Origin of the sequence: Allobosea sp. TWI1241 (assembly GCF_039673065.1) — a bacterium.
In the GTDB taxonomy this organism is placed as follows: Bacteria; Pseudomonadota; Alphaproteobacteria; order Rhizobiales; family Beijerinckiaceae; genus Allobosea.
Window position 1 is genome coordinate 104,555 of sequence record NZ_JBDJKW010000002.1, and the last position, 23,206, is coordinate 127,760.

The window sequence follows — 23,206 nt, forward strand, 5'->3', positions numbered from 1 at the left end:
AGAACCGAATCCTGCCCATGAGCATTCCGCCTCCCTCCCAGATCGCCAAGCCGCTGCTCGATCGCGTCGTCGAGGCGCTGCGGCGCGGCGACAAGCCGACGCTGTCCGGCGTACCGGACGGCTTCGACGCCGTCGTGCTCGCCGACCTGACCCGGGCCCGCGCCAAGAAGGCGGAGGGTGCGGCGATGCTGGTCTTCGTCGCCCGCGACGGCCAGCGCCTGCAGATGCTGGAAAATGCGCTCGCCTTCGTGGCGCCCGATCTCGAGGTGATGACCTTCCCGGCCTGGGACTGCCAGCCCTATGACCGCGTCTCGCCTGCGGCCTCGATCGTCGCGCATCGCATGACGACGCTGTCGCGCCTGGCCAAGACCAAGTCGGGCGAGCGGCCGCGGCTGCTGCTGACCACGGTGAACGCCGCGCTCCAGCGCGTGCCGGCCTTCGGCAAGGTGGCGTCGGAGAGCTTCTCGGCGGCGCCGGGCAATATGGTCGACATCGAGGAGCTGGCGCGCTGGCTCGACGTGAACGGCTATCTGCGGACCTCGACCGTGCGCGAGACCGGCGAGTTCGCGGTGCGCGGCGGCATCGTCGACCTGTTCCCGCCCGGCATGCCGGCGCCGATCCGGCTCGACTTCTTCGGCGATGCGCTGGAATCGATCCGCACCTTCGATCCCGAGACGCAGCGGACCACCGGCCAGCTGCGCGGGCTCGACCTCGTGCCGATGTCGGAAGCGCAGATGACGAGCGACTCGATCCGTCGCTTCCGCCAGTCCTATATCGCGACCTTCGGCACGCCGGGCCGCGACGACACGCTCTACGAAGCGGTGAGCGAGGGGCGGCGCCCGGCCGGGCTGGAGCACTGGTTGCCGCTGCTGTCGGAGAAGCTCGACACGCTGTTCACCTATCTGCCGGACGTGCCGATCGTGCTCGACCATCAGGCGGACGATGCGGTGGCCGAGCGCATCAGCCTGATCAAGGACTATTACGACGCGCGCAAGGCGGCGCTGGACCAGCCCTCGCCGGGCGCGATCCCCTACAAGCCGCTGCCGCCATCGGCGCTCTATCTCACGCCGGAGGACTGGCGCGGCATCGTCGGCGAGGCCGGCGTCGCGGTGCTGACGCCGTTCCAGCTGCCTGACAGCGAGGGCAAGCTCGTCGTCGATCTCGGCGGCCGGCAGGGCCGCAGCTTCGCGGCCGAGCGCGCCGACAATTCCGGCAGCGTCTTCGACGCCGCGGTCGCGCATGTGAAGGCGCTGCAGGGCGACGGCCGCCGGGTCATTCTCGCCGCCTGGTCGGAGGGCTCGCGCGAGCGCCTAGCCCATGTGCTGGCCGATCACGGGCTGAAGACCGTCCAGCTGACCGGCTCGCTGCGCGCCGCCTTCGACCTGAAGCCGGGCACGACCGCGCTCGCCGTCTGGGGCTTCGAGACCGGCTTCGAGGCCGGCAAGCTCGCGGTCATCGGCGAGCAGGACATCCTAGGCGACAGGCTGGTGCGTCCGCGCCGCAAGACACGGCGCCCGCAGGATTTCATCAACGAGCTGTCCTCGCTGACGCCGGGCGACATCGTCGTGCATGTCGACCACGGCATCGGCCGCTTCGTCGGCCTGCAGTCGATCACAGCGGCGGGTGCGCCGCACGACTGCCTCGAAATCCACTACGCCGGCGACGCCAAGCTCTTCCTCCCGGTCGAGAACATCGAGCTGCTGTCGCGCTACGGCTCGGAGGATACCGAGGTCGTGCTCGACCGGCTCGGCGGCGGCGGCTGGCAGGCCCGCAAGGCCAAGCTGAAGCAGCGCATCCGCGAAATGGCGGGCAAGCTGATCCAGATCGCGGCCGCCCGCGCCCTCAAGGAGGCGCCGCGCCTGGTGCCGCAGGAAGGGCTCTACGATGAGTTCTGCGCCCGCTTCCCCTATGAGGAGACCGAGGACCAGCAGAACACCATCGACGCGGTGCTGGACGATCTCGCGGCCGGGCGGCCGATGGACCGGCTGGTCTGCGGCGATGTCGGCTTCGGCAAGACCGAGGTGGCGCTGCGCGCCGCTTTCGCCGCGGCGCTGAACGGCAAGCAGGTCGCGGTCGTGGTACCGACGACGCTGCTGGCCCGCCAGCACTACCGCAATTTCGCCGACCGGTTCTCGGGGCTTCCCGTTCAGGTCGGCCAGGCTTCGCGCTTCGTGCCGGCGGCCGAGCTCAAGGCGGTGAAGCAGGGCGCCAAGGACGGCACGATGGACATCGTCGTCGGCACCCACGCGCTGCTCGGCAAGGGCGTCGACTTCAAGGATCTCGGCCTCGTCATCGTCGACGAGGAGCAGCATTTCGGCGTCGCCCACAAGGAGAAGCTGAAGGAGCTGCGCGCCGAGGTGCACATGCTGACGCTGTCGGCGACGCCGATCCCGCGCACGCTGCAGCTCGCCATGACCGGGGTGCGCGAGCTCTCGATCATCGCGACGCCGCCGGTCGATCGCCTGGCGGTGCGCACCTTCGTGACGCCGTTCGACCCGCTGATCGTGCGCGAGGCGCTGCTGCGCGAGCGCTATCGCGGCGGCCGCTCCTTCTACGTCGTGCCCCGTATCGAGGACGTCGCCGAGGTCAAGGACTTCCTCGACAAGCAGGTGCCGGAGTGCAAGGTCGGCGTCGCCCATGGCCAGATGGCCGCGAGCACGCTGGAAGACGTGATGACGGCGTTCTACGAGGGCCAGTACGACATCCTGCTCTCGACCTCGATCGTCGAATCCGGCCTCGACATCCCGACCGCGAACACGCTGATCGTGCACCGGGCCGACATGTTCGGCCTGGCGCAGCTCTACCAGCTGCGCGGCCGGGTCGGCCGCTCCAAGATCCGCGCCTATGCGCTGTTCACCGTGCCGGCCAACCGCAAGCTGACCGACCAGGCCGACAAGCGCCTCAAGGTGCTGCAATCGCTCGACACGCTGGGCGCCGGCTTCCAGCTCGCCAGCCACGACCTCGACATCCGCGGCGCCGGCAACCTGCTCGGCGACGAGCAGTCGGGCCACATCAAGGAGGTCGGCTACGAACTCTACCAGCAGATGCTGGAGGAAGCGGTGGCGGCGCTCAAGGCCGGCGTCGAGTTCGAGAGCGAGACGCAATGGTCGCCCGCGATCCAGATCGGCGCGCCGGTGATGATCCCGGAGGGCTATATCGGCGACCTGACGCTGCGGCTGTCGCTCTACAAGCGCCTCTCGACCATGGACGACGACGCCGAGCTGCAATCCTTCGGCGCCGAGCTGATCGACCGCTTCGGCCCGCTGCCGGAAGAGGTCAAGCAGCTGCTCGAGATCGTGGCGATCAAGGCGCTGTGCAAGCGCGCCAATATCGAGAAGGTCGAGGCCGGGCCGAAGGGCATCATCGTCGCCTTCCGCGAGAATTCCTTCGCCAACCCCGAAGGCCTCGTCTCCTATGTCGCGAAGCAGGGCACGCTGGCCAAGGTGCGGCCGGACATGCGCGTCGTCTTCATCGACGATTTCGAGACGGCGGACGAGCGGCTCGAGGCGACGCGGCGCCTGCTGACCGATCTGGCGCGGATCGCCGAGCGCAAGGCGGCCTGAGCCGCCGGCTTCAGGCGCCGCGCCGGGTGATCTCGATGCTGGTGGGCGATCTCACCAGCACGTCGACGATGGCGAGGTCGGCGCGGCCGAGGCGCAGGCCGCTGCGGTCCTCGCCGGCGCGGGACACAACGACGAGGCCGCCGAGCGCCTTGTGCCCGCCGAGCTTGGAGCGGGCCAGCGCCGGCTCCATCGCCGCCGGAATCACCAGATGCACCGTGCGGCCGCCTTCGAGGCAGGCCCGCAGGTCCTCCAGCATGAACAGGCCGAGCGGCAGCAGCTCGACGCCGGTGAGCAGTGCCATGCCCGGCCCCGTCGCCAGAGCCGCGAGGTCGCTGCCGACCAGGGTGGTGACGACGCGCGAGGAGGCGAGCGGCTTGAGCAGGCGCGAGATCTCCAGCGCGGCGGCGAGCACCTCGCGCTCCGGCAGGTCGAGCGGGCCGGTCAGGCTCTGCCCGTCGACGACGCTCAGCGGCATGCGCTCGGCCGGGGTCGGAACCGGCTGGCGCAGGCCGCCGAGCAGCGTGTCGAGCGCCGCCACCCCGTCCGGCACCTCGCTGCCGAAGCCGCCGACGAAGCGCAGGCCGAAGGCGCGGGCGGCGACATCGCGCAGCAGCAGCAGCGGCTGCAGCGTGCCGATTCGCGGCACGCCGACCGCAAGCACGGCGCCCGATTGCTCGATCAGCCGCAGCAGCTCGGCCTCGCCGGCATGGACGGGCGCCAGCAGCGGGGTGAGCCCGGCCCGCAGGCTCGCCAGCATGGCGATCAGCGCCTCGGGGCCGAGCGGCGCCAGGATGACGACGCAGGCGCCGGGCTGGGGGCGGGGCAGCAGTAGCAGGCTGGCGAGCCGGTCGGCGCGGGCGTCGAGCTCGGCGAAGCCGAAGGCGCTGGGCGGGAAGCCGCTCCAGTCGCGCCGGCCGGGCGGATCGCGGAAGGCCGGCTCGTAGCCGCGGCGGGCGGCGAGCGCCTTGAGCAGGCTGTCGAAGTCGAGCCCTTCGACCAGGCTCGCCACGGCGATGTCGTCCTCTCCCGGCTGCATGGCGCGGCGCCTCAGTTCCCGGCTGGTGGCGCTGCTCGCGACAGCGTCTCGTTGGAGATGAAATAGCGCGGCTGCCGCGCCGGCATCAGCGTGTCCCTCGACAGAGCGAGCCAGGTCTCGGGCAGGTAGTAGAGCGGCACCACGTAGAAGCCGGAGAGCAGCAGCCGGTCGAGTGCGCGGACGGAGGCGACGAAATCCTCGCGCGAGCGGGCTGCGAGCAGCGCCTGCAGCACCGCGTCGACAGCGGGCGAGCGCACGCCGGCATAGTTCAGCGCGCCGCGGCGCTCGGCGCTGGCCGAGCCCCAGCGGCCGATCTGCTCGTTGCCCGGCGAGGCCGAGGCCGGCCAGGTCCACTGGATCATGTCGAAATCGAAGGCCGAGAGGCGGCGCCAGTACTGCACGTCGTCGATCAGGCGCACCGAGACGGTGACGCCGAGCCGCTTCAGCGCGCTGGCATAGTTCAGCGCCAGCCGTTCCTGCGGGCGATTGGTCACCATGATCTCGAAGGCGAAGGGCTTGCCGCTCGTGGCATTGACCAGCCGGCCGTCGCGGATGCGGTAGCCGGCGGCCTCCAGCAGGTCGAGCGCGGCGCGGGCCTGGCGGCGGTCGCGGCCGGAGCCGTCCGTCGCGGCGGGCTGCCAGCGCCCGTCGAGGATGTCGTCACGCACGGCGCCGGGGAAGGGGGCCAGCAGTGCCTTCTCGCGCTGGTCGGCCGGCACGCCGAGCGCCGAGAGGTCGGAATCGGAAAAGAAGCTGCCGGCGCGGCGATAGACGCCGTGGAAGAGGTTGCGGTTGACCCATTCGAAGTCGAACAGCATCCCCAGTGCCTCGCGCACTCGGATATCGGCGAATTCGGGCCTGCGGCTGTTGAAGACGAAGCCGGTCATGCCCTTGGGCGCGTCGAAATGCAGCGAGACGCGCTTGATGCGGCCGTCCTTGACCGGCGGAATGTCGTAACCCGTCATCCAGCGCGTCGGGTCGCCCTCGGGCCGCACGTCGTAGAGGCCGGCCTTGAACGCCTCGAACAGGGCGTTGGCGTCGCGATAGAAATCGTAGCGGATCTCGTCGGCGTTATAGAGGCCGCGGCTCAGCGGATGGTCCTCGGCCCAGAAGTCGCTGCGGCGCTTCAGCCGAATCATCTCGCCGGGCTTGACCTCCTCGACGCGATAGGGACCGGAGCCTAGCGCCGGCTTGAAGCTGGTCTCGCCGAAGCGATCGGCGTCGGTGGCGTGCTTGGCGAAGATCGGCATGGCGCCGATCACCAGCGGCAGTTCGCGGTTCGAGCCGTCGCCGAGCTGGAAGACGATGCGCGAGGGCGAGGGCGTCTCGACGCCGGTCACCCGCGCCAGGCTGGCGCGGTGGAACGGCTTGCCCTTGCTCTTCAGCATCTCGAAGGTGAAGGCGACATCCTCGGAGGTCACCGGGGTGCCGTCCGAGAAGCGGGCGCGCGGATCGATCTCGAAGGCGAGGCGGGTGCGCGCCTCGTCGAGCTCGACGCGGCTGGCGAGCAGGCCATAGGCGGTGAAGGGCTCGTCGGCCGAGCGGAACAGCAGGCTCTGCTGGACATAGCGCGGCACGGCGTCGGGCGCGACGCCGAGGACGACCAGCGGATTCAGGCTGTCGAAGGTGCCCTGCAGGCCGAAGATGATTCGCCCGCCCCGCCGCGCCGCTGGGTCGGCATAGGGCAGGTGCGTGAAGCCTTTCGCCAGTTCCGGCTCGCCATGCATGGCGATGGCGTGGTCCGCCTCGGCGCGGGCCGGCGCCACGGCGCCCGCGAAAAGCAGGGCCGCAACCGTAAGAAGGCCGCCAAGCCGCTGCCAGCCTGCGGTTTCGACAAGATTTCGGAGCATGAGAGACCTGATTCCCTGCCGGACCATATCATGCGGGCAAACTTGTCGCGCGAGCCTCTTCGGGCTGGAAACAGATGAAAGAACTCGCTAAACGCTAGCCGCGGCGTCATTCAAACGCCTCAATCGCGCCCGATGTGCTCAAGCCTTCCATAGGGCACCGCACATGCCGGTTGAGCCGGAAGGTGATGCCTGCGACCGTGTTCCGGTCGCCAGACAGTTTCCAAAAGGTCAGGGAATCTTCGATGTCAGCTTCGTCCCGCCTGTCCCCGCGTCAGGGCGCCACCGCGGCGAGCACGGTCCGTGGCCTCGCGCTCGTGCTGGGCGCCGCCGTCGCGCTCGCGCCGTTCGCCGCTCTCGCCCAGCAGAAGCCGGCGCAGCGCCCGGCCCAGCCCGCCCAGCAGCAGCAGCAGGCGCCCGCCAACGGCCCGACGGTCGTGCAGGTCAAGCCCGAGCCGTCCCAGACCAGCTGGACCAAGGTCTGCGGCCAGGACCAGGCTGCCGGCAAGGAAATCTGCTACACCACCCGCGACTTCGTCTCGGATCAGGGCCAGCCGGTCCTCGCCGCCGCCGTCTATGACGTGAAGGGCGACGCCAACAAGATCGTGCGCTTCCTGATGCCGCTCGGCCTGCTGCTGCAGCCCGGCATCCGCTTCGGCGTCGACAATGCGCAGCCGGTCACCGGCCGCTATGCGATCTGCTTCCCGAACGGCTGCTTCGCCGAGGCGCAGGTCAAGGACGACTTCATCAACGCGATGAAGAAGGGCAACACCCTCAATGTCAGCGTCCAGAACCAGGGCGCGCGCGAGGTCTCCTTCGCCATCCCGCTGACCGACTTCGCCAAGGGCTTCGACGGCGCGCCGATCGATCCGAAGGTGCTCGAGGAGCAGCAGAAGCAGCTGCAGGACGAGATGGCCAAGCGTCAGGAAGAGCTGCGCAAGCAGCTCGGCGGTGGCGGCGCGGCCGCACCTGCGCCCGCTCCGGCCCCCGCGCCGAAGCAGTAAGCGGCGTCTGCCGCTTCAGCTGATGACACCGGAACGCCGGGCCGCGAGGCCCGGCGTTCTGCGTTTCAGGAACCGGTCGAGGGGAGCTTGCGGCCGAGATCGTCGACGAGCCGGTCGATCCAGGAGCGCGGCAATTCGATCGACGTCACGCGCCAGCGCACGCCCTGAAGCCGCAGGCCCAGCGCGAGCGTGCCCTCAGCGCTGTCGGGCGCTTCGGCGCGGAAGGCGGTGGGACCGGTGAAACCCGCGGTGCGCAGCAGCTCCAGCCCGCCGCGCAGGCGCCCGAGCGAGGGCAGTGAGGCGGCCTCGCCGGCCAGCGCCGCCGGCGGGCGGCTGTCGCGCAGCAAGGCTTCCACGGCTTCTGGGGTGAAGGTCTCGGCGAGGTAGGCGTTGACGAAGCCGCCGACCACCATCGCGCCGGCCTGCCGACCGAGCGGCGACTGCTTCGCGATGTCGGGGTTCCTCGCCAGGAAGGCGCGCGCGAGCTGGCGTGCGATCGACTGGCGCAACTGGGGTAGGTCGAGGCGGGCGGTCACGGCCTCGACCCGGCGTGCCTCCAGATCCTGCGCCAGCCGGGCGACGGCGAGATAGGGCGAGGCGACATAGCCGAGGGCAACGGCCGCAAGCGCGGCGCCGATCAGAATCGTGCGGGTGTGACGAGCCATGCCCAGCCAACGCGCCGGGCGGGATCGGGTTCGGCCCTGCGACAGAGGGGCAGGTGAATCCGGCGCCTGTCACGAAAACGCCCCGGCCTGTCGGCCGGGGCGCGGAAGCGGATCAGTAGACCCAGCGGCAGTGGCGCACCGGGCGGCCGAACCGGTCACGGCGCACCGTGCAGACGCGGCGGCGGTGGCGCCGCGGGCGGCGGCGGTGGTGATACTGGCTGAACTCGGCCTCGAGCGTGTCGAGATCGCTGGCAGTATCGGCCGGCAGCGGGGCTGCGAGCGTGTCCGTGCTGGTCAGCGTGGCACCGGCGGCAGTCACGGCGAGGCCGCCGAAGAGTGCGGTCATGAAAGAACGGCGGTTCATGTCATGTCTCCTGAGTATAAATCGCCCACTTGAACGCTGTCACGGTCGGGTATGGACGATGAATGCAGCATGAAAGCTGATGGCATACGGGCCGACAGGTCCGCATTGCTGGACTGGATCGCCTTTGGGTTAGCGAAGGGTTAATCCGGCCGGTGGGGCCCGGCCTGTTCCGGGCGCATGAGGGCCCGCGCTCGCTCCGTCATGCCGCCGTGGCCGCCGCCTCGGATTCGCCGTCGAGGTGCAGGCCGAACCCTGCGGCGCCCCTGTCGCCGAGGCCGGGTCGGAGCTGCATGGTGGGGATGAGGTAGTCGCCGCCGTTCTGCCGGCGATAGGGGATCGGCGTGGTGGCCTCGAGCGTCCGCATGCGCGTGCGCAGGGCCTGCGCCAGCCCCTCGAACCCGGCGGCGTCGAGCCGGTCGACCTGATAGGCGACGAAGGGCGGCAGAACCGTGTAGCCGGGATAATGCAGGATGCCGTGATTGATCGGGAAGAGCAGGTCGTCGATCGGCCCGTTGATGCCGCGCGGCCCGTAATGCTCGGCCCAGCCGCCGGCGGTGACGACGAGCATCGCGCGCTTGCCCGCGAGACGGCCCTCGCCATAGCGGTCGCCCCAGCGCGTCGCGTCGTGCACACCGACGCCATAGGCGAAGCCGTGGGCATAGACGCGGTCGACCCAGCCCTTGAGGATGGCGGGCATCGAGAACCACCAGAGCGGGAACTGCAGGATCAGCATGTCGGCCCAGAGCAGCTTCTCCTGCTCGGCCTTGACGTCGTCGGTCAGCGTCCCCGCCGCGAAGTCGGCGCCCGATGCGGCCGGCACCTTCAGCCGGGAGTCGGTGGCCAGCGAGGGGAAGTCGGCCCGGTCGATCTGCGCCTTCCAGCCCTGGGCGTAGAGATCGCTGACGCCGACCGTGTGGCCCTGGGCCTCCAGTTCGGCGACGGCGATGTCGCGCAGCGCCGCGTTGAGCGATTGCGGCTCGGGATGGGCGAAAACGAGCAGGATGTTCATGGGGAAACTCCGGTGATGCGATCCTTCCCGAAATGGCCGATAAGGGGTTGCTGCGGAAGTCGGCGGCAATGGATATGATCCTGCCGGAAAATGGATAGACCAGACGCCACCCTGGAGCGCATGCGCAGCTTCGTCCGCGTTGCGGAGCGCGGCAGCCTGTCGGCCGTGGCGCGCGCCTTCGGCATCGGCCAGTCGAGCGTCACGCGGCATCTGCGCGAGCTCGAGCAGGCGGTCGGCGTGCCGCTGCTGAGCCGCACGACACGCCGCGTCACGCTGACCGCGGAAGGGCGCGGCTATTACGCCCACTGCCTGCAAATCCTGCGGCTGGTCGAGCAGGCCGCCGACGAGGCGCGCGCGGCGCGCGGCGCGCCGGCCGGCGCGATCCGCATCTCCTGCACCGGCGCGCTCGGGGTGCTGCATCTCGGCCGGCTGATCTTCGCCTTCCAGGACCGCTATCCCGAGATCTGCGTCGAACTCGGCCTCACCGACGAGCGGATCGACCTGGTGCGCGAGGGTGTGGACGTGGCGATTCGCCTCGGGCCGCTCAGCGACAGCTCGCTGAAGGTCAGGGCGCTCGGGCAGTCGCGGCGGGCCCTGGTGGCGGCGCCGTCCTATCTCGCCAGGCGCGGGCGCCCCGCGAGCCCGCAGGACCTGCGCGGCCATGAGGCGATCCGCATGACGAACATCGCCAGCAGCGACCTGCTGGTGCTGGAGGGGCGGGACGGTGCGCGCCACGAAGTGCCTTTCACCGGACGGCTGCGGCTCGACCACGGCCTCGCCGCGCGCGAGGCGCTGCTGGCGGGCCGTGGCGTCGCGCCGGCGCATTGCTGGCTGGTCGACGACCTGCTCGCCGACGGGCGGCTCGAGGTGGTCCTGCCGGATTACGCCCTGCCGCCTGTGCCGCTCAGCATGCTGATCCTGCCGGAGCGGGCGGCGATCGCCCGCGTCCGCCTGCTGATCGACGATCTCGCCGAGGCGATCGGCCGCCTGCCGGGCATCGAGCGGGCGCGGCCGGCCGGATAGGGCCGCCTTGCGCCCGGTCAATGGCCAGCGCCGCGGCCGGCGCTATGCTGCCTCCGGTGTACAGGCGGGAGGCGGCGCGATGGCGGACGATGTCCGGGACGAGGTGATCGCGCTGTTGCGGGCCGAGCTCGGCGGTGGCGAGATCCGGCTGGTGCGCACGCATATCTCGCTGGTGCTGATCGGCGCGACGCGCGTCTTCAAGCTGAAGCGGGCGGTGACGCTGCCCTATCTCGATTTCGCCACGCCGCGCCTGCGGCTCGCGGCCTGCGAGCGCGAGCTCGCGCTGAACCGGCGGACCGCGCCGGCGCTCTATCGCGGCGTGCGGCGCATCACCTGCGAGGCGGACGGAGGCCTGCGGCTCGACGGCGCCGGCGAGCTGGTCGACGCGGTGGTAGAGATGGCGCGCTTCGACGAGGCGGGGCTGTTCGACGCCATGGCGCAGGCCGGCACGCTGACGCCTGCGCTGGTCGCCGGGCTCGCCGAGCGGATCGCTTCCTTCCACGCGCTGGCCGCGCCGCGCCAGGACAGCGGTGGCGCGGCGGCGATGGCGGCGGTGCTCGCCGTCAATGCGCGAGCCTTCCGCAGCAGCCGCGTCTTCGCGCCGGATGCGCTCGCCAGGCTGGAGGCTTCTTTCCAGGACGCTCTCGCCCGGCACGCCCCGCTGCTCGATGCGCGCGGCCGCGCCGGCATGGTGCGGCTCTGCCATGGCGATCTGCATCTGCGGAACATCTGCCTGTTCGCCGGCGAGCCGACGCTGTTCGACGGGCTCGAATTCGACGAGGCGCTGGCGACGACCGACGTGCTCTACGATCTCGCCTTCGTGCTGATGGACCTGTGGCATCGCGGCCTGCCGGCGCTGGCGAACCTGCTGCTCAATCGCTATCTCGACGCCGCGCCGGAGCAGGAAGCCGGACTCGGCCTGCTGCCGTTCCTGATGGCGGTGCGGGCGGCGGTCAGGGCGCATGTCGCCGCGGCGCAAGCCGGCGAGGACGCGGACAAGCGCGCCGAGGCGCTGTCCTATGCCGCGCTGGCGGAGGCGCTGCTGGCGCCGCAGCCCGCGCTTCTGATCGCGGTCGGCGGCTTCTCGGGCTCGGGCAAATCGACGGTCGCGGCGGCTCTCTCTCATGCGGTCGGGCCGGCGCCGGGGGCGCGGATCCTGTCGAGCGACCGGCTGCGCAAGCAGCGTTTCGGCGTCTCCGCGCAGACGCGCCTGCCGCAGGAGGCGTACCGGCCGGAGGTCTCGGCCGAGATCTATGCCGGGCTGATGCGGCGCGCCGAAACCATCCTGCGCGGCGGCCATGGCGTCGTGGCGGATGCGGTGTTCGACCGGGAGGACGAGCGGGCGCGGACCGCCGCTGTGGCGCAGGCGGCTGGCGTGCCTTTCCTCGGCCTCTGGCTCGATGTGCCGCAAGACGCGCTGGCGGCGCGGGTTGCCGCCCGGCGCGATGACCCGTCGGACGCGACACCCGCCGTGGTCGCGGCGCAGCTCGCCCGCGGCGCCGGTCCGGTCGAGTGGCGGCGGATTGCGGGCGAGGGCGGGATCGCGGCGGTGGGGGCTGCCGCCTTGCAGGCGGTCGCTCAGGCCCAGGCGGTGGCTCAGGCCATGGTGTGAAAGCCGCCATCGGCGAAGACGACCGAGCCGGTCATCGGCGCTGCGGCCTCGCTGGCGAGGAAGGCGGCTACCTTGCCGATATCGTCGATGCTGACGAGCTGGCCGGCCGGGGTGCGCTCGCGCATGCGGTCGAGCAGTTCGTCGAAGCGGTCGATCCCCGAGGCCGCGCGCGTCTTCACCGCGCCGGCCGAGATGGCGAAGGCGCGGATGCGCTCGCCGGCGAGGTCGGCAGCCAGATAGCGCACGCTCGATTCCAGCGCGGCCTTGACCGGCCCCATCAGGTTGTAGTGCTCGACCACGCGGTCGGCGCCGTAGAAGCTCACGGTGAGCAGGGCGCCACCGTCCGTCATCAGCGGCCGGGCGAGCTTCGCCATCCGCAGGAAGGAATGGCAGGACACGTCCATCGCCATGGCGAAGCCCTCGGCCGAGCAGTCGATCACGCCGGCATGCAGATCCTCACGCGGGGCGAAGGCGATCGAGTGCAGCAGGAAATCGAGCCGGCCCCAGTCGCGGGCGATCTGCGCGAAGACGTCCTCCAGCTGGCCGGGCTCGCGCACGTCGCAGGGGCCGAGCAGCGAGGCGCCGAGCCCCTCCGCCACCGGGCGGACATGCGGCAGGGCCTTGTCGTTGAGCCAGGTCAGCGCGACTTCGGCGCCGGCCTGGCGGAAGGCCGCGGCGCAGCCGGCGGCGATGCTGTGCTGGTTGGCGACGCCGACCACGAGGCCGCGCTTGCCGGAGAGATCGACGATCGCGGTCACGAGGCTCTGCCTTTCGGGTGGAGCAGCGAGACCGCCTCGTCGGCGATGATCTGCTCCTCGTCGGTGGGGATGACGAAGACGCCGACGCGGCTGCCCTCGGCGGAGATGCGCGGGGCGTTATCGGCGTTGGCAGGCGCGTCCAGCGCGACGCCGAGCCAGGCCAGGCGGGCGCAGACGGCGGTGCGGATGGCCGGCTGGTTTTCGCCGATGCCGGCGGTGAAGACGATCGCGTCGAGCCCGCCCAGCGTGGTGGCGAGCCGGGCGATCTCGCCGGCGATGCGGAAGCTGAAGACGTCGAGCGCCTCGCGGGCTTCGGGCGCCGCGCTCTCGATCAGGTCGCGGCTGTCGGCGCTGATGCCGGACATGCCGAGCAGGCCGGACTGCTTGTAGAGCAGCGCCTCAACATCGTCGCGCGAACGGCCCTGCGAGCCGATCAGGTGCAGCACCACGCCGGGATCGAGCGCGCCGCAGCGCGTCGCCATCGGGATGCCGTCCAGCGCGGAAAAGCCCATGGAGGTGTCGCGGCTGCTGCCGGCCTCCAGCGCGCACAGGCTGGCGCCGCTGCCGAGATGGGCGACAACGGTGCGCGCCCCGGCCAAAGCGGGCTCGCGCCGCGCCAGCTCGCCGGCGATGAAGCGGTAGGACAGGCCGTGGAAGCCGTAGCGCTTGACTCCCTGATCGTGCAGCGCGCGCGGGATGGCGAAGCGGCGCACCAGCTCCGACTGGCTGCGGTGGAAGGCGGTGTCGAAGGACGCGGTCTGCGGCAGCTCGGGCCGCAGATGCCGGATGGCGCGCACGAGCCGAAGTCCCTGCGGCTGGTGCAGCGGTGCCAGCGGCACGAGCGCGTCGAGCGCCGCCAGCGCCGCGTCGTCGAGCCTGACCGGCCCCGCGAAGCCGTCGCCGCCATGGACGATGCGGTGGCCGACCGCCGCGACGGCGCCGATATCGAAATGCCAGGAGAGGCGGCGCAGCGCCTCACGCAGCACGTCGTGCAGTTCCTCGTCGGGCGCGGCCTCCAGCGCGATGTCGAAACGGTCCGGCCCCTCGCTGAGGACGAAGCGCAGCGGCTGCTGGCGGAAGTCGATCATGCCCTTGCCGATCCGGCGCGGCCCGCTCGCCTCCAGGGCGAACAGGCCGATCTTCACGGTGGACGAGCCGGCGTTGAAGGTGAGCAGCAGTGCGTCGCTCATGCGGCACCCTGCGCTGGATCGCGGCCGGCGGCGACGAGCTTGGCGAGCGCGGCCGAGGCGATGCGGGTCTTCAGGGAATCGGCGCGGCTGGTCAGGATGATCGGCACGCGCGCGCCGAGCACGAGCCCGGCCGCATCGGCGCCGCCGAGATAGATCAGCTGCTTGGCTAGCATGTTGCCGGCTTCGAGATCCGGCACGAGCAGGATGTCGGCCTGGCCGGCGACGGGCGAGACGATGCCCTTGGTGCGGGCGGCGTCCGGGCTGATCGCGTTGTCGAAGGCGAGCGGGCCGTCGACGCGGGCGCCGGTGATCTGGCCGCGCGCCGCCATCACCGTCAGCGCCGCGGCGTCGAGCGTCGACGGCATGCGGGCGTTGACGGTCTCGACCGCGGCGAGCACCGCGACGCGCGGCTCGGCGATGCCGAGCACATGCAGCATGTCGACGGCGTTCTGGCAGATGTCGCGCTTCTGCTCGAGCGTCGGCTGGATGTTGATGGCGGCGTCGGTGACGATCAGCGGCTTCGGGTAGGACGGGACCGACATCGCATAGACATGGCTGACCCGGCGTTCGGTGCGCAGGCCGCTGCCGGGCGCCACCACGGCGCCGAGCAGTTCGTCGCTGTGCAGGCTGCCCTTCATCAGCGCCGCGACCTTGCCAGCCACGGCGAGCTCGACGGCGCGGGCGGCGGCGGCATGGCTGTGCTCGGTCGACTCGATCGCCATCCCGTCGAGCGAGACGCCGACCTTCTCGGCGGCGGCGCGGATCTTCGCTTCCGGGCCGATCAGCAGCGGTTCGAGCAGGCCCTCGTCACGGATTTCGACCGCGGCGAGGATCGCCTCGGGCGAGCAGGGATGGACGATCGCCGCAGTCAACGCGGGCAGGGCGCGCGCCCTGGCGACGAAGGCGCGGTAGTCGTCGTCGCGGCGCAGCGAGACCTCCGGGAGGCGCGCGCCCGGCACGACGATCTCGCGGTCGGGCGCGATCACCGTGGCGACGCCGGCCAGCACTTCCTCGCCCGTCTGGTTGACGGCGCGGGTGTCGAGCCGGACGCGGCGCTTCTCCGCCTGCTTCTCGAGCACCGTGACGGTCACCGTGATCGTGTCGCCCGGGCAGACCGGCTTGAGGAAATGCAGCTCCTGCCCGAGATAGATGGTGCCGGGCCCGGGCAGTCTTGTGCCGAGCACGGTCGAGACCAGCGCTGCCGTCCACATGCCGTGAGCGACGATATGGCCGAACAGGTCGGTCGCGGCGAAGGCTGAGTCGAGATGGGCCGGGTTCACATCGCCGGAGACGGTGGCGAACAGGTCGATGTCGTCGCGGCCGACGATGCGCACCAGCGAGGCGCTCTCGCCGATGGCGAGCGCGTCGAAGGGGCGGTTCCTGAGAAGCGGTTGGTCCATCGAGGCCTCAGCGTTGCAGGACATAGGTGCCGGGCGCGTCGGCGAGCGGCGCGAAGCCGGCCTCGGGCGCGCCCATCGGCGGCGGGGCGATGCGTTCGGCTGTCCCTTGGCCGGCGAGCCACTCGATCCAGGGCGTCCACCAGGAGCCCTCGCGCAGTTCAGCCGCCTCGACCCATTCGTCGGGCGAGAGGCTGAGCGCGCCATGGGCCTGCGTCGCGATGCGGAAATGCCGGCGGGGATGGCCGGGCTCGCTGACGATGCCGGCATTGTGGCCGCCGCTGGTCAGCACGAAGGTGACGTCTGTATCTGTCAGGTTGTGGATCTTGTAGACCGAGCGCCAAGGCGCGACATGGTCGCGCTCGGTGCCGACGACGAAGAGCGGCGCGCGGATGTTCTGCAGCGAGACGGGCCGCCCCTCGACGACGAGGCGCGCTGCGGCGAGATCGTTGTCGAGATAGAGCTTGCGCAGATATTCGGCATGCATGCGGTAGGGCATGCGGGTCGCGTCGGCGTTCCAGGCCATCAGGTCGTTCATCGGCATGCGCTCGCCCAGCATGTAGTCGCGCACCAGCCGCGACCAGACCAGGTCGTTGGAGCGCAGCAGCTGGAAGGCGCCGGCCATCTGCCCGGAATCGAGATAGCCGCGGTTCCACATCATGCTCTCGAGCACGTGCAGCTGGCTGTGGTCGATGAACAGAGCGAGTTCGCCGGGCTCGCTGAAATCGGTCTGCGCCGCCAGCAGCGTCAGGCTGGCGAGGCGCTCGTCGCCGGCCTTCGCCATCGCGGCCGCCGCGATCGAGAGCAGGGTGCCGCCGAGGCAGTAGCCGGCGGCGTGGACACGCTGGCCGGGGACGATCGCGGCGATGGCGTCGAGCGCGGCCATCACGCCGAGCCTGCGATAATCGTCGAGCCCGAGATCGCGGTCCTGCTCGCCGGGATTGCGCCAGGAGATGCAGAACACCGTGCGCCCCTGCGCCACCAGATGGCGGATCAGCGAATTCCCCGGCGACAGGTCGAGGATGTAGTACTTCATGATCCAGGCCGGCACGATCAGAACCGGCTCGGCGTGCACCGTTTCGGTCGCCGGCGCGTACTGGATCAGCTCGATCAGATGGTTGCGGTAGACGACCTTGCCGGGCGTCACCGCCACCTCGCGGCCGACCGCGAAGTCCTCGGTGCCGACCGGCGGCTGGCCCGAGAGCTGCCGCGTCGCATCCTCGGCCCAGTTGCGCAGGCCCTCGACCAGATTGGCGCCGCCGGTCTCCAGCGTGCGCGCGACGATCTCGGGATTGGCGAAGGGCAGGTTGACCGGCGACATCATGTCGAGTACCTGCCGCGCCGCGAAGGAGACCACCGCCTCGTGATGCGGCGTCACGCCCGGCACCTCGCGCGTGACGTTGTGCCACCATTGCTGGTTGAGCAGGAAGGCCTGCGACCAGACATTGTAGGGAAAGCGCTGCCAGGCCTCGTCCCGGAAGCGGTCGTCCCCGGGCAGGGGCTCGATGCAGCCGGGCGCGTCCTTGTCGAAGGCGGTCGACAGCAGGTGCGCCAGCAGCCGCTGCGCCTTGCGCGTCGCCTTGTAGGCCAGCTCGGCGCGCTTTCCGGGCGCGGCGGCGAGATGGATCGCCCAGTCGTAATAGGCGAGCGCCAGGGCCTGCGGCGAGAGCCCGCCGGTGAACTGGGCAGCCAGCGCCTCGCGCATGCGGTCCATGGAGCGGAAGGCTTCCAGCCCGAGCGCTTCCGGCGGCGCCGGGATGGCGGTCTCGTCGGGCCGGCTGGCGTGGGGTGGAGACTTGCGCGGCATGGCGGTCCTTTCGGCGGGATGGTCGGTCTGGGCGCGGCGTCTGGCAAGGCCGGTCAGGCCGGCGTCGCGTCGGTCGGCACGCCGAGGCAGGCGTTCAGCATGGCTTCGAGCATCGGCACGACCTCCTCCATCCTCGCAGGGTCGAGGGCCGGGAGGCCGAGACCCTCACCCAGCAATGCGACGCCGGCGAGACAGGCGAGGGCGAGCGTGGCGCGCGTCTGGCCGTCCTCGTCGAAGCGGGCGGCGAGCGGGGCGACGAAGTCGCGCAGCACCATCTCGCGCAGCATCGGCCTGGCTTGGCCGCTGCACAGCGAGCGCACGATAATGTCGAAGGGCGCCGGCTCGTCGGCCTGCGCCTGGCCAAGCTGGCGGGAGAGCCGGGCGGCGAGGGGCCCGGCCGGGGCAGGCGCGGCCGCAGCTTGCGCGAAGCCGTCGTCGAAGGCGCTCGCGACCGCTTCGCGAAACAGCGCCTCCTTCGAGCCGAAGGCCCGGTGCACCAGCGCGACATCGACGCCGACATCGCCGGCGATGTGACGCAGCGCCGTCGCCTCGTAGGACTGCGCGGCGAAGCGCAGCCGCGCGGCGCGCAGGATGCGCTGGCGCGTGTCGCGTGCCGAACGGCCGGAGGTCACGGGGGCGGGCATCGGCTTGGGATCCCTGTCGAGCATGCAGGCGCAGCGTAGCGGCGTCGGCGTCAACGCGCGTTGATCTCGATCAATGCAGGGTGACCTAGCGGCAGATAATCCGGCTTGCCATGACGGGGCGGCCCGCCGGGTTACGGCCGGGACGCGCCGCCATCGAAAAGATGGAGATGCGACACGATGGCCGAGGCCCCCGACCGCGCCGCTGCGACCGCTGCCGGCCCCGCCTGGCACGCCATGACCACGGAGGCCGCGATCTTAAGGCTGGCGGCCGTGCCCGGCGGGCTGAGCGGCGCTGAAGCCGCGCTGCGCCTGGCGCGCAACGGGCCGAACCGCCTGCCGGTGCCGCCGCGCCCCAATCCGGCGCTGCGTTTCCTGCGCCAGTTCCACAGCGCGCTGATCTATTTCCTGATCGCCGCGGCGGTCGCCTCGTCGCTGCTCGGGCATCTCGTCGATGCCGCCGTCATCGTCGCGGTGGTGCTGGTCAATGCGGTGATCGGCTTCGTGCAGGAGGGGCGGGCCGAGCAGGCGCTCGACGCCATCAGCCGGATGATCGCGCCGCGCGCGCCGGTGCTGCGCGACGGCCATCGCCTGTCGGTCCCGGCCGAAGAGATCGTCGCGGGAGACGTGGTGCTGCTCGAACCCGGCGACCGGGTGCCTGCCGATCTGCGGCTGCTGCGTGCCCGCAGCCTGCTGATCGACGAGGCGATCCTGACCGGTGAATCGGTCGCGTCCGCCAAGGCCGTGGCGCCGGTGGTGGCCGAGGCCGCGCTCGGCGACCGCTCGTCCATGGCCTATTCCGGCAGCCTCGTCGCGGCCGGGCAGGGCGCCGGGCTCGTCGTCGCCACCGGCGAAGCCAGCGAGCTCGGGCGGATCAGCCGGCTGATCGGCGCCGCCCAGCCGCTCGAAACCCCGCGGCTGCGCCAGATCGACCAGTTCGGCCGGCGCTTCACCTCTGTCGCGATCGCGGGGGCCGTGCTGGTCTTCGCGCTGGCGACGCTGCTGCGCGGCTATCCCTGGGACGATGCGCTCGTCGTGGTGGTGGCGTTGGCGGTGGGCGTGGTGCCCGAGGGCCTGCCGGCGGTGATCACCATCACGCTCGCCATCGGCGTGCGGCGCATGGCGGCCCGCAACGCCATCATCCGCCGCCTGCCGGCGGTCGAGACGCTCGGCGCGACCTCGATCATCTGCTCCGACAAGACCGGCACGCTGACCCGCAACGAGATGGCGGCGCGCCGCATCGTCGTCTCCGATGGGACGATCTTCGCCGAAGGCGTTGGCTATGCACCGGCCGGCAGGCTGGCCGACGGCGCCGGGGAGGCCGTTCCGGCGGGCGACACCGTCGCAGTCCCGGTCGCCGAACTCGTGCGCTGCGGGCTGCTCTGCAACGACGCGGTGCTGCGCCAGCGCGGGGGCGAGTGGCATGTCGAGGGCGACCCGATGGAGGGCGCGCTGGTCGCGCTCGCCGGGCGCGCCGGCTGCAACGGCGAGGCTGTGCGCGGCGGGCACCGGCGCCTGGACGAGATTCCCTTCGACGCCGAGCACCGCTTCATGGCGACGCTGCACGAGGACGGCGCCGGCCGTCGCACGATCTTGGTAAAGGGCGCGCCAGAGCGGCTGCTCGCCATGTGCGCGCTCCAGGCGGGGGCGGGCGAGCCCCAGCCGCTCGACCATGCCTTCTGGACGGCTTCGATCGCCGAGGCGGCCGGCGCCGGCGAGCGCGTGCTCGGCTTCGCGGCGAAGCCTGTCGCGGGCGAGGTCGAGACGATCGCCCGTGATGTGCTGGCGGACGGTCTCGTCTTCCTCGGGCTGGTCGGCTTCATCGATCCCCCGCGCGACGAGGCGGTGGCTGCGGTCCGCGAATGCCGCTCGGCCGGGATCGGGGTCAAGATGATCACCGGCGACCATGGCGCGACGGCCGCGGCGATCGCCCGCCAGCTCGGCCTGGCCGAGGCGCCACGCGTGGTGACGGGGGCCGAGCTGGAGACGGTGAGCGAGGACGAGCTTCCGGCGCTTGCGCTGGCGACCCATGTCTTCGCGCGCGCCAATCCGGAGCACAAGCTGCGCATCGTGCGGGCCCTGCAATCGACCGGCGCGGTGGTGGCGATGACCGGCGACGGCGTCAACGACGCGCCGTCGCTGAAGCAGGCGGATGTCGGCATCGCCATGGGGCGAAAGGGCACGGAAGCCGCCAAGCAGGCCGCGCAGATGGTGCTGACCGACGACAATTTCGCGACGATCGTCGCCGCCGTGCACGAGGGCCGCACGGTCTACGACAACATCCGCAAGGTGATCGCCTGGACCATCCCGACCAATGGCGGCGAGGTGCTGATGATCATCGCCGCGATCGCGCTCGGCATGGCGCTGCCGATGACGGCGGTGCAGATCCTCTGGCTCAACCTGGTGCTGACGGTGACGCTCGGCCTGGTGCTCGCCTTCGAGCCGGCTGAGCCCGATACGATGCGGCGCATGCCGCGGGCGCCGGACAGCGCGCTGCTGACGCCGTTCCTGCTTTGGCGCGTGGTGCTGGTCTCGGCACTGTTCATGCTGGGCGGCTTCGGCATCTTCGCCTATGCCCGGGCGAAGGGCCTCTCCGACGAGACCGCACGCACCATGGTGGTCAACACGCTGGTCGTCATGGAAATCTTCTACCTGTTCAACGTCCGCTTCCTGCACGGGCGCTCGCTGAGCTGGCGCGGCGCGCTGGGCACGCCGAGCGTGCTGCTGGCGATCGCGGCGGTGGTGACGGCGCAGCTCGGCTTCACCTATGCTCCCTGGATGCAGGATCTGTTCGGCACGCGCCCGGTCGCCTTGGCCGACGGCGTCGTCATCGTGCTGATCGGCGTCGCCATGTTCGGCCTGCTGGAGGGCGAGAAGCTCGTCCTGCGCCGGACGGGGCTGATGGCACGGCTCGGCGGCGTCTGACGCCGCGGCTGCGCGAGACCACGGACTTCAAGGAGAGAGCGATGCCTTCGACCCCCGCCACCGCCAACCTGCCGCGCAGGCTCCTGCTGGCGACCGATCTGAGCTGCCGCTGCGACCGGGCGCTCGATCGCGCCGTGGCGCTCTGCCGCCAGTGGCAGGCGGAGCTGGTCGTGGTCCACGCGCTGGAGAGCCAGCGGGCGATCGTCCCGCGCGAGCAGATCTCGGCGGAGGCGCGCATCGCCGAGGTGGAAGGGCGCCTGAAGCGCGACCTCGCCGGGGCATTCCTGCAGCCGACGATCGTGGTCGAGCCCGGCGATCCGGCCGAGCTCGTGCTGCGCAGCGTCGCCGAGCAGGGCTGCGACCTGATCGTCGCGGGCATTGCGCGCGACGAGATCTTCGGCCGGATCGCGCTCGGCAATACGGTGGATGCGCTGCTGCGCGCCGCGCCGGTGCCGCTGCTCGTGGTCAAGGACCGTCCGCACGGCGCCTATGAGCGCGTGCTGGTGGCGACCGATTTCTCGGGGGACGCGCAGGCCGCACTCGCCATGGCGGTGCGGATCGCGCCGAACGGCCTGACCCTCTTCCATGCCTTCGATGCGCCGTTCTCGGGCTGGACCGGGCGGACGCAGTACCTCGCCGATGCGCAGGCGGCGGCGCTCGAGCGGTCGGCCGCCTTCCTGGCGGAGGCGCCGATCCCCGAAGCGGCCAAGGCGAGCATCGTCTCGATCGCCGAGAACGGCACGCTCGGCCCGCTCTTGCAGGCCCATGTCGCCAGCCAGCAGGTCGATCTCGTGGTGCTCGGCCTGCCGCAGCGCGGCTTCGTGGTCGAGACGCTGATCGGCAGCCGTGCGCGGGCCGTGCTCGACGAGGTGCATTGCGACCTGCTGCTGGTCAGGGCCGCGGCTGCCTCTACGTAAACTTTGGTAGGGGGTGCCTGCATCGGCCGGGCTGATTTGCGTCGGATCAATGGCATGGCGGCGAAAGCCGGTTCTAGTCCCGGCCGATCGCCGCAACGCCGCCGCCGCCCGATCCCAAGCGGCGGAGACGCACCAGGAGGAACCGATGACCGCGCTGCCGACCAGTTTTCGCAAGATCCGGCTCGAGCTCGCCCGTGAACCGGGGCACCCCCAGGGCAATCCGAACGACGGCTACGAGTTCGTGGCGCCGCTGCTGCTCGACGGCCGCATCGACGCCGCCGCCTGGCGCGAGCATCGCGAGCATTGCCGCGTGCGCCGCTTCCAGGACGACGCGGAGCAGCGCTCCGGCTGGCTGGCGCGCAAGCCCGGCGGCCAGTGGTTCTTCGACTACCAGCGCGGCCACGACGCCGACGACGAGGCGGGCTTCCGTTTTTCCGAGGAGCGGTTCGTGCCGGGCGAATACGCCTCGATCCGCAATGAGGACGATGAGATGCATACCTATCGCGTCGTCTCCGTCCTGCCGCTCTGACCCTGTGGCACCAGACCGAACAACGAGAGGGAGCCCGCCATCATGGCCCATGATTTCAAGAGCCTGCTGATCGGCCTTCTGCCGTCGGACGAGGATGCCGGCGCGGTGACGCCCGCCGTCGCCTGCGGCATCGCGCTGGCCCGGCGCTTCGGGGCGCGCGCCACCGTCCATGCCTTCGTTCCGCGCGTCGTTGCGCCCTACAGCGCGGTCGGCGGCTTCGCCTCCGGCCTCGTCGCCAGCGAGAATGCGCGCCGCCGCGAGCTGGCCTCGGCAGCGGCCGCAGCCGCGGCCGAGGCGGCGACCGCCGCCGGGATTGCCCATGTCGTGGACGTGCCGGACCTGCCCTTCGACGAGCTCAGCGACCGGTTCGACCAGCTGTCGCGCCTGCAGGATCTCGTGGTGCTCGACGCCGGCGACGACAAGCTGGCCGGTGGCGGCCACGTCATCGAGGAGGCGCTGTTCAACAGTGGCCGCCCGGTGCTGGTGGTGCCGAAGACCGGCGGCAATGCCGAGCCGCGTCGCATCGCCATCGCCTGGGACGGCAGCGCCCGCTCGGCGCGCGCCGTCGGCGACGCGCTGCCGCTGCTGAAGGCGGCGCGGGCTGTCTCGGTGATCGTCGTGGCAGGCGAGAAGGATCTCAGCCGCGCCGCGTCCGGCCGCGACCTGCTGGCCTATCTCGCGCTGCACGGCGTCACCGGCGAACTGGCGACGATCCAGGCGGTCGGCGGCGACGTCGCCGAGGCGCTGCGCCGGCATCTCGTCGCGGCCAAGGACGAAATGCTCGTCATGGGCGCTTTCGTGCACTCGCGCTTCCGGCAGGCCGTACTCGGCGGCGTCACGCGTTCGCTGTTGCAGAGCAGCCCGGTGCCGCTCTTCCTGGCGCATTGAGCGCGTAGACAGCGCATCACCCCGATCATGC

At 71.2% G+C, this 23,206-nt stretch carries 18 protein-coding genes; 8 read left to right on the forward strand and 10 right to left on the reverse strand.

Features of this window, described 5'->3' with window-relative positions; genetic code table 11:
* The first annotated feature begins 17 nt into the window (after nucleotides 1-17).
* Entirely contained in the window at nucleotides 18-3,563 is a 3,546-nt protein-coding gene (mfd, locus tag ABE438_RS03490; RefSeq protein WP_346501144.1) for a transcription-repair coupling factor, read from the forward strand.
* A 10-nt stretch (nucleotides 3,564-3,573) separates the two neighbouring features.
* Here the strand turns inward: mfd and ABE438_RS03495 are convergent, their stop codons facing one another.
* Entirely contained in the window at nucleotides 3,574-4,599 is a 1,026-nt protein-coding gene (locus ABE438_RS03495) for an AMP-binding protein (protein WP_346501145.1), read from the reverse strand.
* Nucleotides 4,600-4,610: 11 nt separating this feature from the next.
* A complete protein-coding gene (locus ABE438_RS03500; protein WP_346501146.1) occupies nucleotides 4,611-6,365 on the reverse strand; it encodes an extracellular solute-binding protein in 1,755 nt (584 codons plus the stop codon).
* Between the two features lie 326 nt (nucleotides 6,366-6,691).
* Between ABE438_RS03500 and ABE438_RS03505 the strand changes: the two genes are divergently transcribed.
* Nucleotides 6,692-7,450, forward strand: coding sequence for an invasion associated locus B family protein (locus ABE438_RS03505; RefSeq protein ID WP_346501147.1), 759 nt, complete (start codon nucleotides 6,692-6,694; stop codon nucleotides 7,448-7,450).
* Between the two features lie 65 nt (nucleotides 7,451-7,515).
* On the opposite strand, the gene ABE438_RS03510 is transcribed toward ABE438_RS03505, so the two are convergent.
* From ABE438_RS03510 to ABE438_RS03520, 3 genes are all read right to left on the reverse strand, one after another.
* Nucleotides 7,516-8,115 carry a DUF2939 domain-containing protein gene (locus tag ABE438_RS03510; RefSeq protein ID WP_346501148.1) on the reverse strand — a complete coding sequence of 200 codons (600 nt, stop codon included), beginning with the start codon at nucleotides 8,113-8,115 and terminating at the stop codon, nucleotides 7,516-7,518.
* Between the two features lie 112 nt (nucleotides 8,116-8,227).
* Nucleotides 8,228-8,479: a hypothetical protein gene (locus ABE438_RS03515; RefSeq protein ID WP_346501149.1), complete on the reverse strand. Its 252-nt coding sequence runs from the start codon at nucleotides 8,477-8,479 to the stop codon at nucleotides 8,228-8,230.
* Between the two features lie 199 nt (nucleotides 8,480-8,678).
* Complete coding sequence (locus tag ABE438_RS03520) at nucleotides 8,679-9,488, reverse strand: NAD(P)H-dependent oxidoreductase (RefSeq protein WP_346501150.1); 810 nt, start codon at nucleotides 9,486-9,488, stop codon at nucleotides 8,679-8,681.
* 90 nt (nucleotides 9,489-9,578) lie between these two features.
* Between ABE438_RS03520 and ABE438_RS03525 the strand changes: the two genes are divergently transcribed.
* Together ABE438_RS03525 and ABE438_RS03530 are read left to right on the forward strand one after the other, a co-directional pair.
* Nucleotides 9,579-10,511: a LysR family transcriptional regulator gene (locus tag ABE438_RS03525; RefSeq protein ID WP_346501151.1), complete on the forward strand. Its 933-nt coding sequence runs from the start codon at nucleotides 9,579-9,581 to the stop codon at nucleotides 10,509-10,511.
* Nucleotides 10,512-10,590: 79 nt separating this feature from the next.
* Nucleotides 10,591-12,123 (forward strand): bifunctional aminoglycoside phosphotransferase/ATP-binding protein, encoded by a 1,533-nt coding sequence (locus ABE438_RS03530; protein ID WP_346501152.1) that lies wholly within the window; start codon nucleotides 10,591-10,593, stop codon nucleotides 12,121-12,123.
* Here ABE438_RS03530 and fabI read toward each other — a convergent pair.
* From fabI to ABE438_RS03555, 5 genes are read right to left on the reverse strand one after another with little or no spacing between them, the layout of a single operon-like run.
* The gene (gene fabI, locus ABE438_RS03535; protein WP_346501153.1) at nucleotides 12,108-12,881 is read right to left on the reverse strand and encodes an enoyl-ACP reductase FabI; all 774 of its coding nucleotides are present in this window, start codon (nucleotides 12,879-12,881) and stop codon (nucleotides 12,108-12,110) included. The genes ABE438_RS03530 and fabI overlap by 16 nt on opposite strands.
* Nucleotides 12,878-14,071, reverse strand: a complete 1,194-nt coding sequence (locus ABE438_RS03540; RefSeq protein WP_346501154.1) for an acetate/propionate family kinase — start codon at nucleotides 14,069-14,071, stop codon at nucleotides 12,878-12,880. Before ABE438_RS03540 ends, fabI begins: the two co-directional genes overlap by 4 nt.
* Complete coding sequence (locus ABE438_RS03545; RefSeq protein ID WP_346501155.1) at nucleotides 14,068-15,471, reverse strand: bifunctional enoyl-CoA hydratase/phosphate acetyltransferase; 1,404 nt, start codon at nucleotides 15,469-15,471, stop codon at nucleotides 14,068-14,070. Before ABE438_RS03545 ends, ABE438_RS03540 begins: the two co-directional genes overlap by 4 nt.
* Before the next feature lie 7 nt (nucleotides 15,472-15,478).
* Complete coding sequence (locus ABE438_RS03550) at nucleotides 15,479-17,275, reverse strand: PHA/PHB synthase family protein (RefSeq protein WP_465248547.1); 1,797 nt, start codon at nucleotides 17,273-17,275, stop codon at nucleotides 15,479-15,481.
* Between the two features lie 53 nt (nucleotides 17,276-17,328).
* Entirely contained in the window at nucleotides 17,329-17,919 is a 591-nt protein-coding gene (locus ABE438_RS03555) for a TetR/AcrR family transcriptional regulator (RefSeq protein ID WP_346501156.1), read from the reverse strand.
* Nucleotides 17,920-18,096: 177 nt separating this feature from the next.
* Here ABE438_RS03555 and ABE438_RS03560 point away from each other — a divergent pair, with 177 nt between their 5' ends.
* The 4 genes from ABE438_RS03560 (at nucleotide 18,097) to ABE438_RS03575 (ending at nucleotide 23,175) form a co-directional block, all read left to right on the forward strand.
* Nucleotides 18,097-20,841 carry an HAD-IC family P-type ATPase gene (locus tag ABE438_RS03560; protein WP_465248548.1) on the forward strand — a complete coding sequence of 915 codons (2,745 nt, stop codon included), beginning with the start codon at nucleotides 18,097-18,099 and terminating at the stop codon, nucleotides 20,839-20,841.
* Between the two features lie 41 nt (nucleotides 20,842-20,882).
* Nucleotides 20,883-21,758 carry a universal stress protein gene (locus ABE438_RS03565; RefSeq protein ID WP_346501157.1) on the forward strand — a complete coding sequence of 292 codons (876 nt, stop codon included), beginning with the start codon at nucleotides 20,883-20,885 and terminating at the stop codon, nucleotides 21,756-21,758.
* Between the two features lie 145 nt (nucleotides 21,759-21,903).
* Nucleotides 21,904-22,287, forward strand: a complete 384-nt coding sequence (locus ABE438_RS03570) for a hypothetical protein (RefSeq protein ID WP_346501158.1) — start codon at nucleotides 21,904-21,906, stop codon at nucleotides 22,285-22,287.
* A 42-nt stretch (nucleotides 22,288-22,329) separates the two neighbouring features.
* The gene (locus ABE438_RS03575) at nucleotides 22,330-23,175 is read left to right on the forward strand and encodes a universal stress protein (protein WP_346501159.1); all 846 of its coding nucleotides are present in this window, start codon (nucleotides 22,330-22,332) and stop codon (nucleotides 23,173-23,175) included.
* Nucleotides 23,176-23,206: the final 31 nt, after the last annotated feature.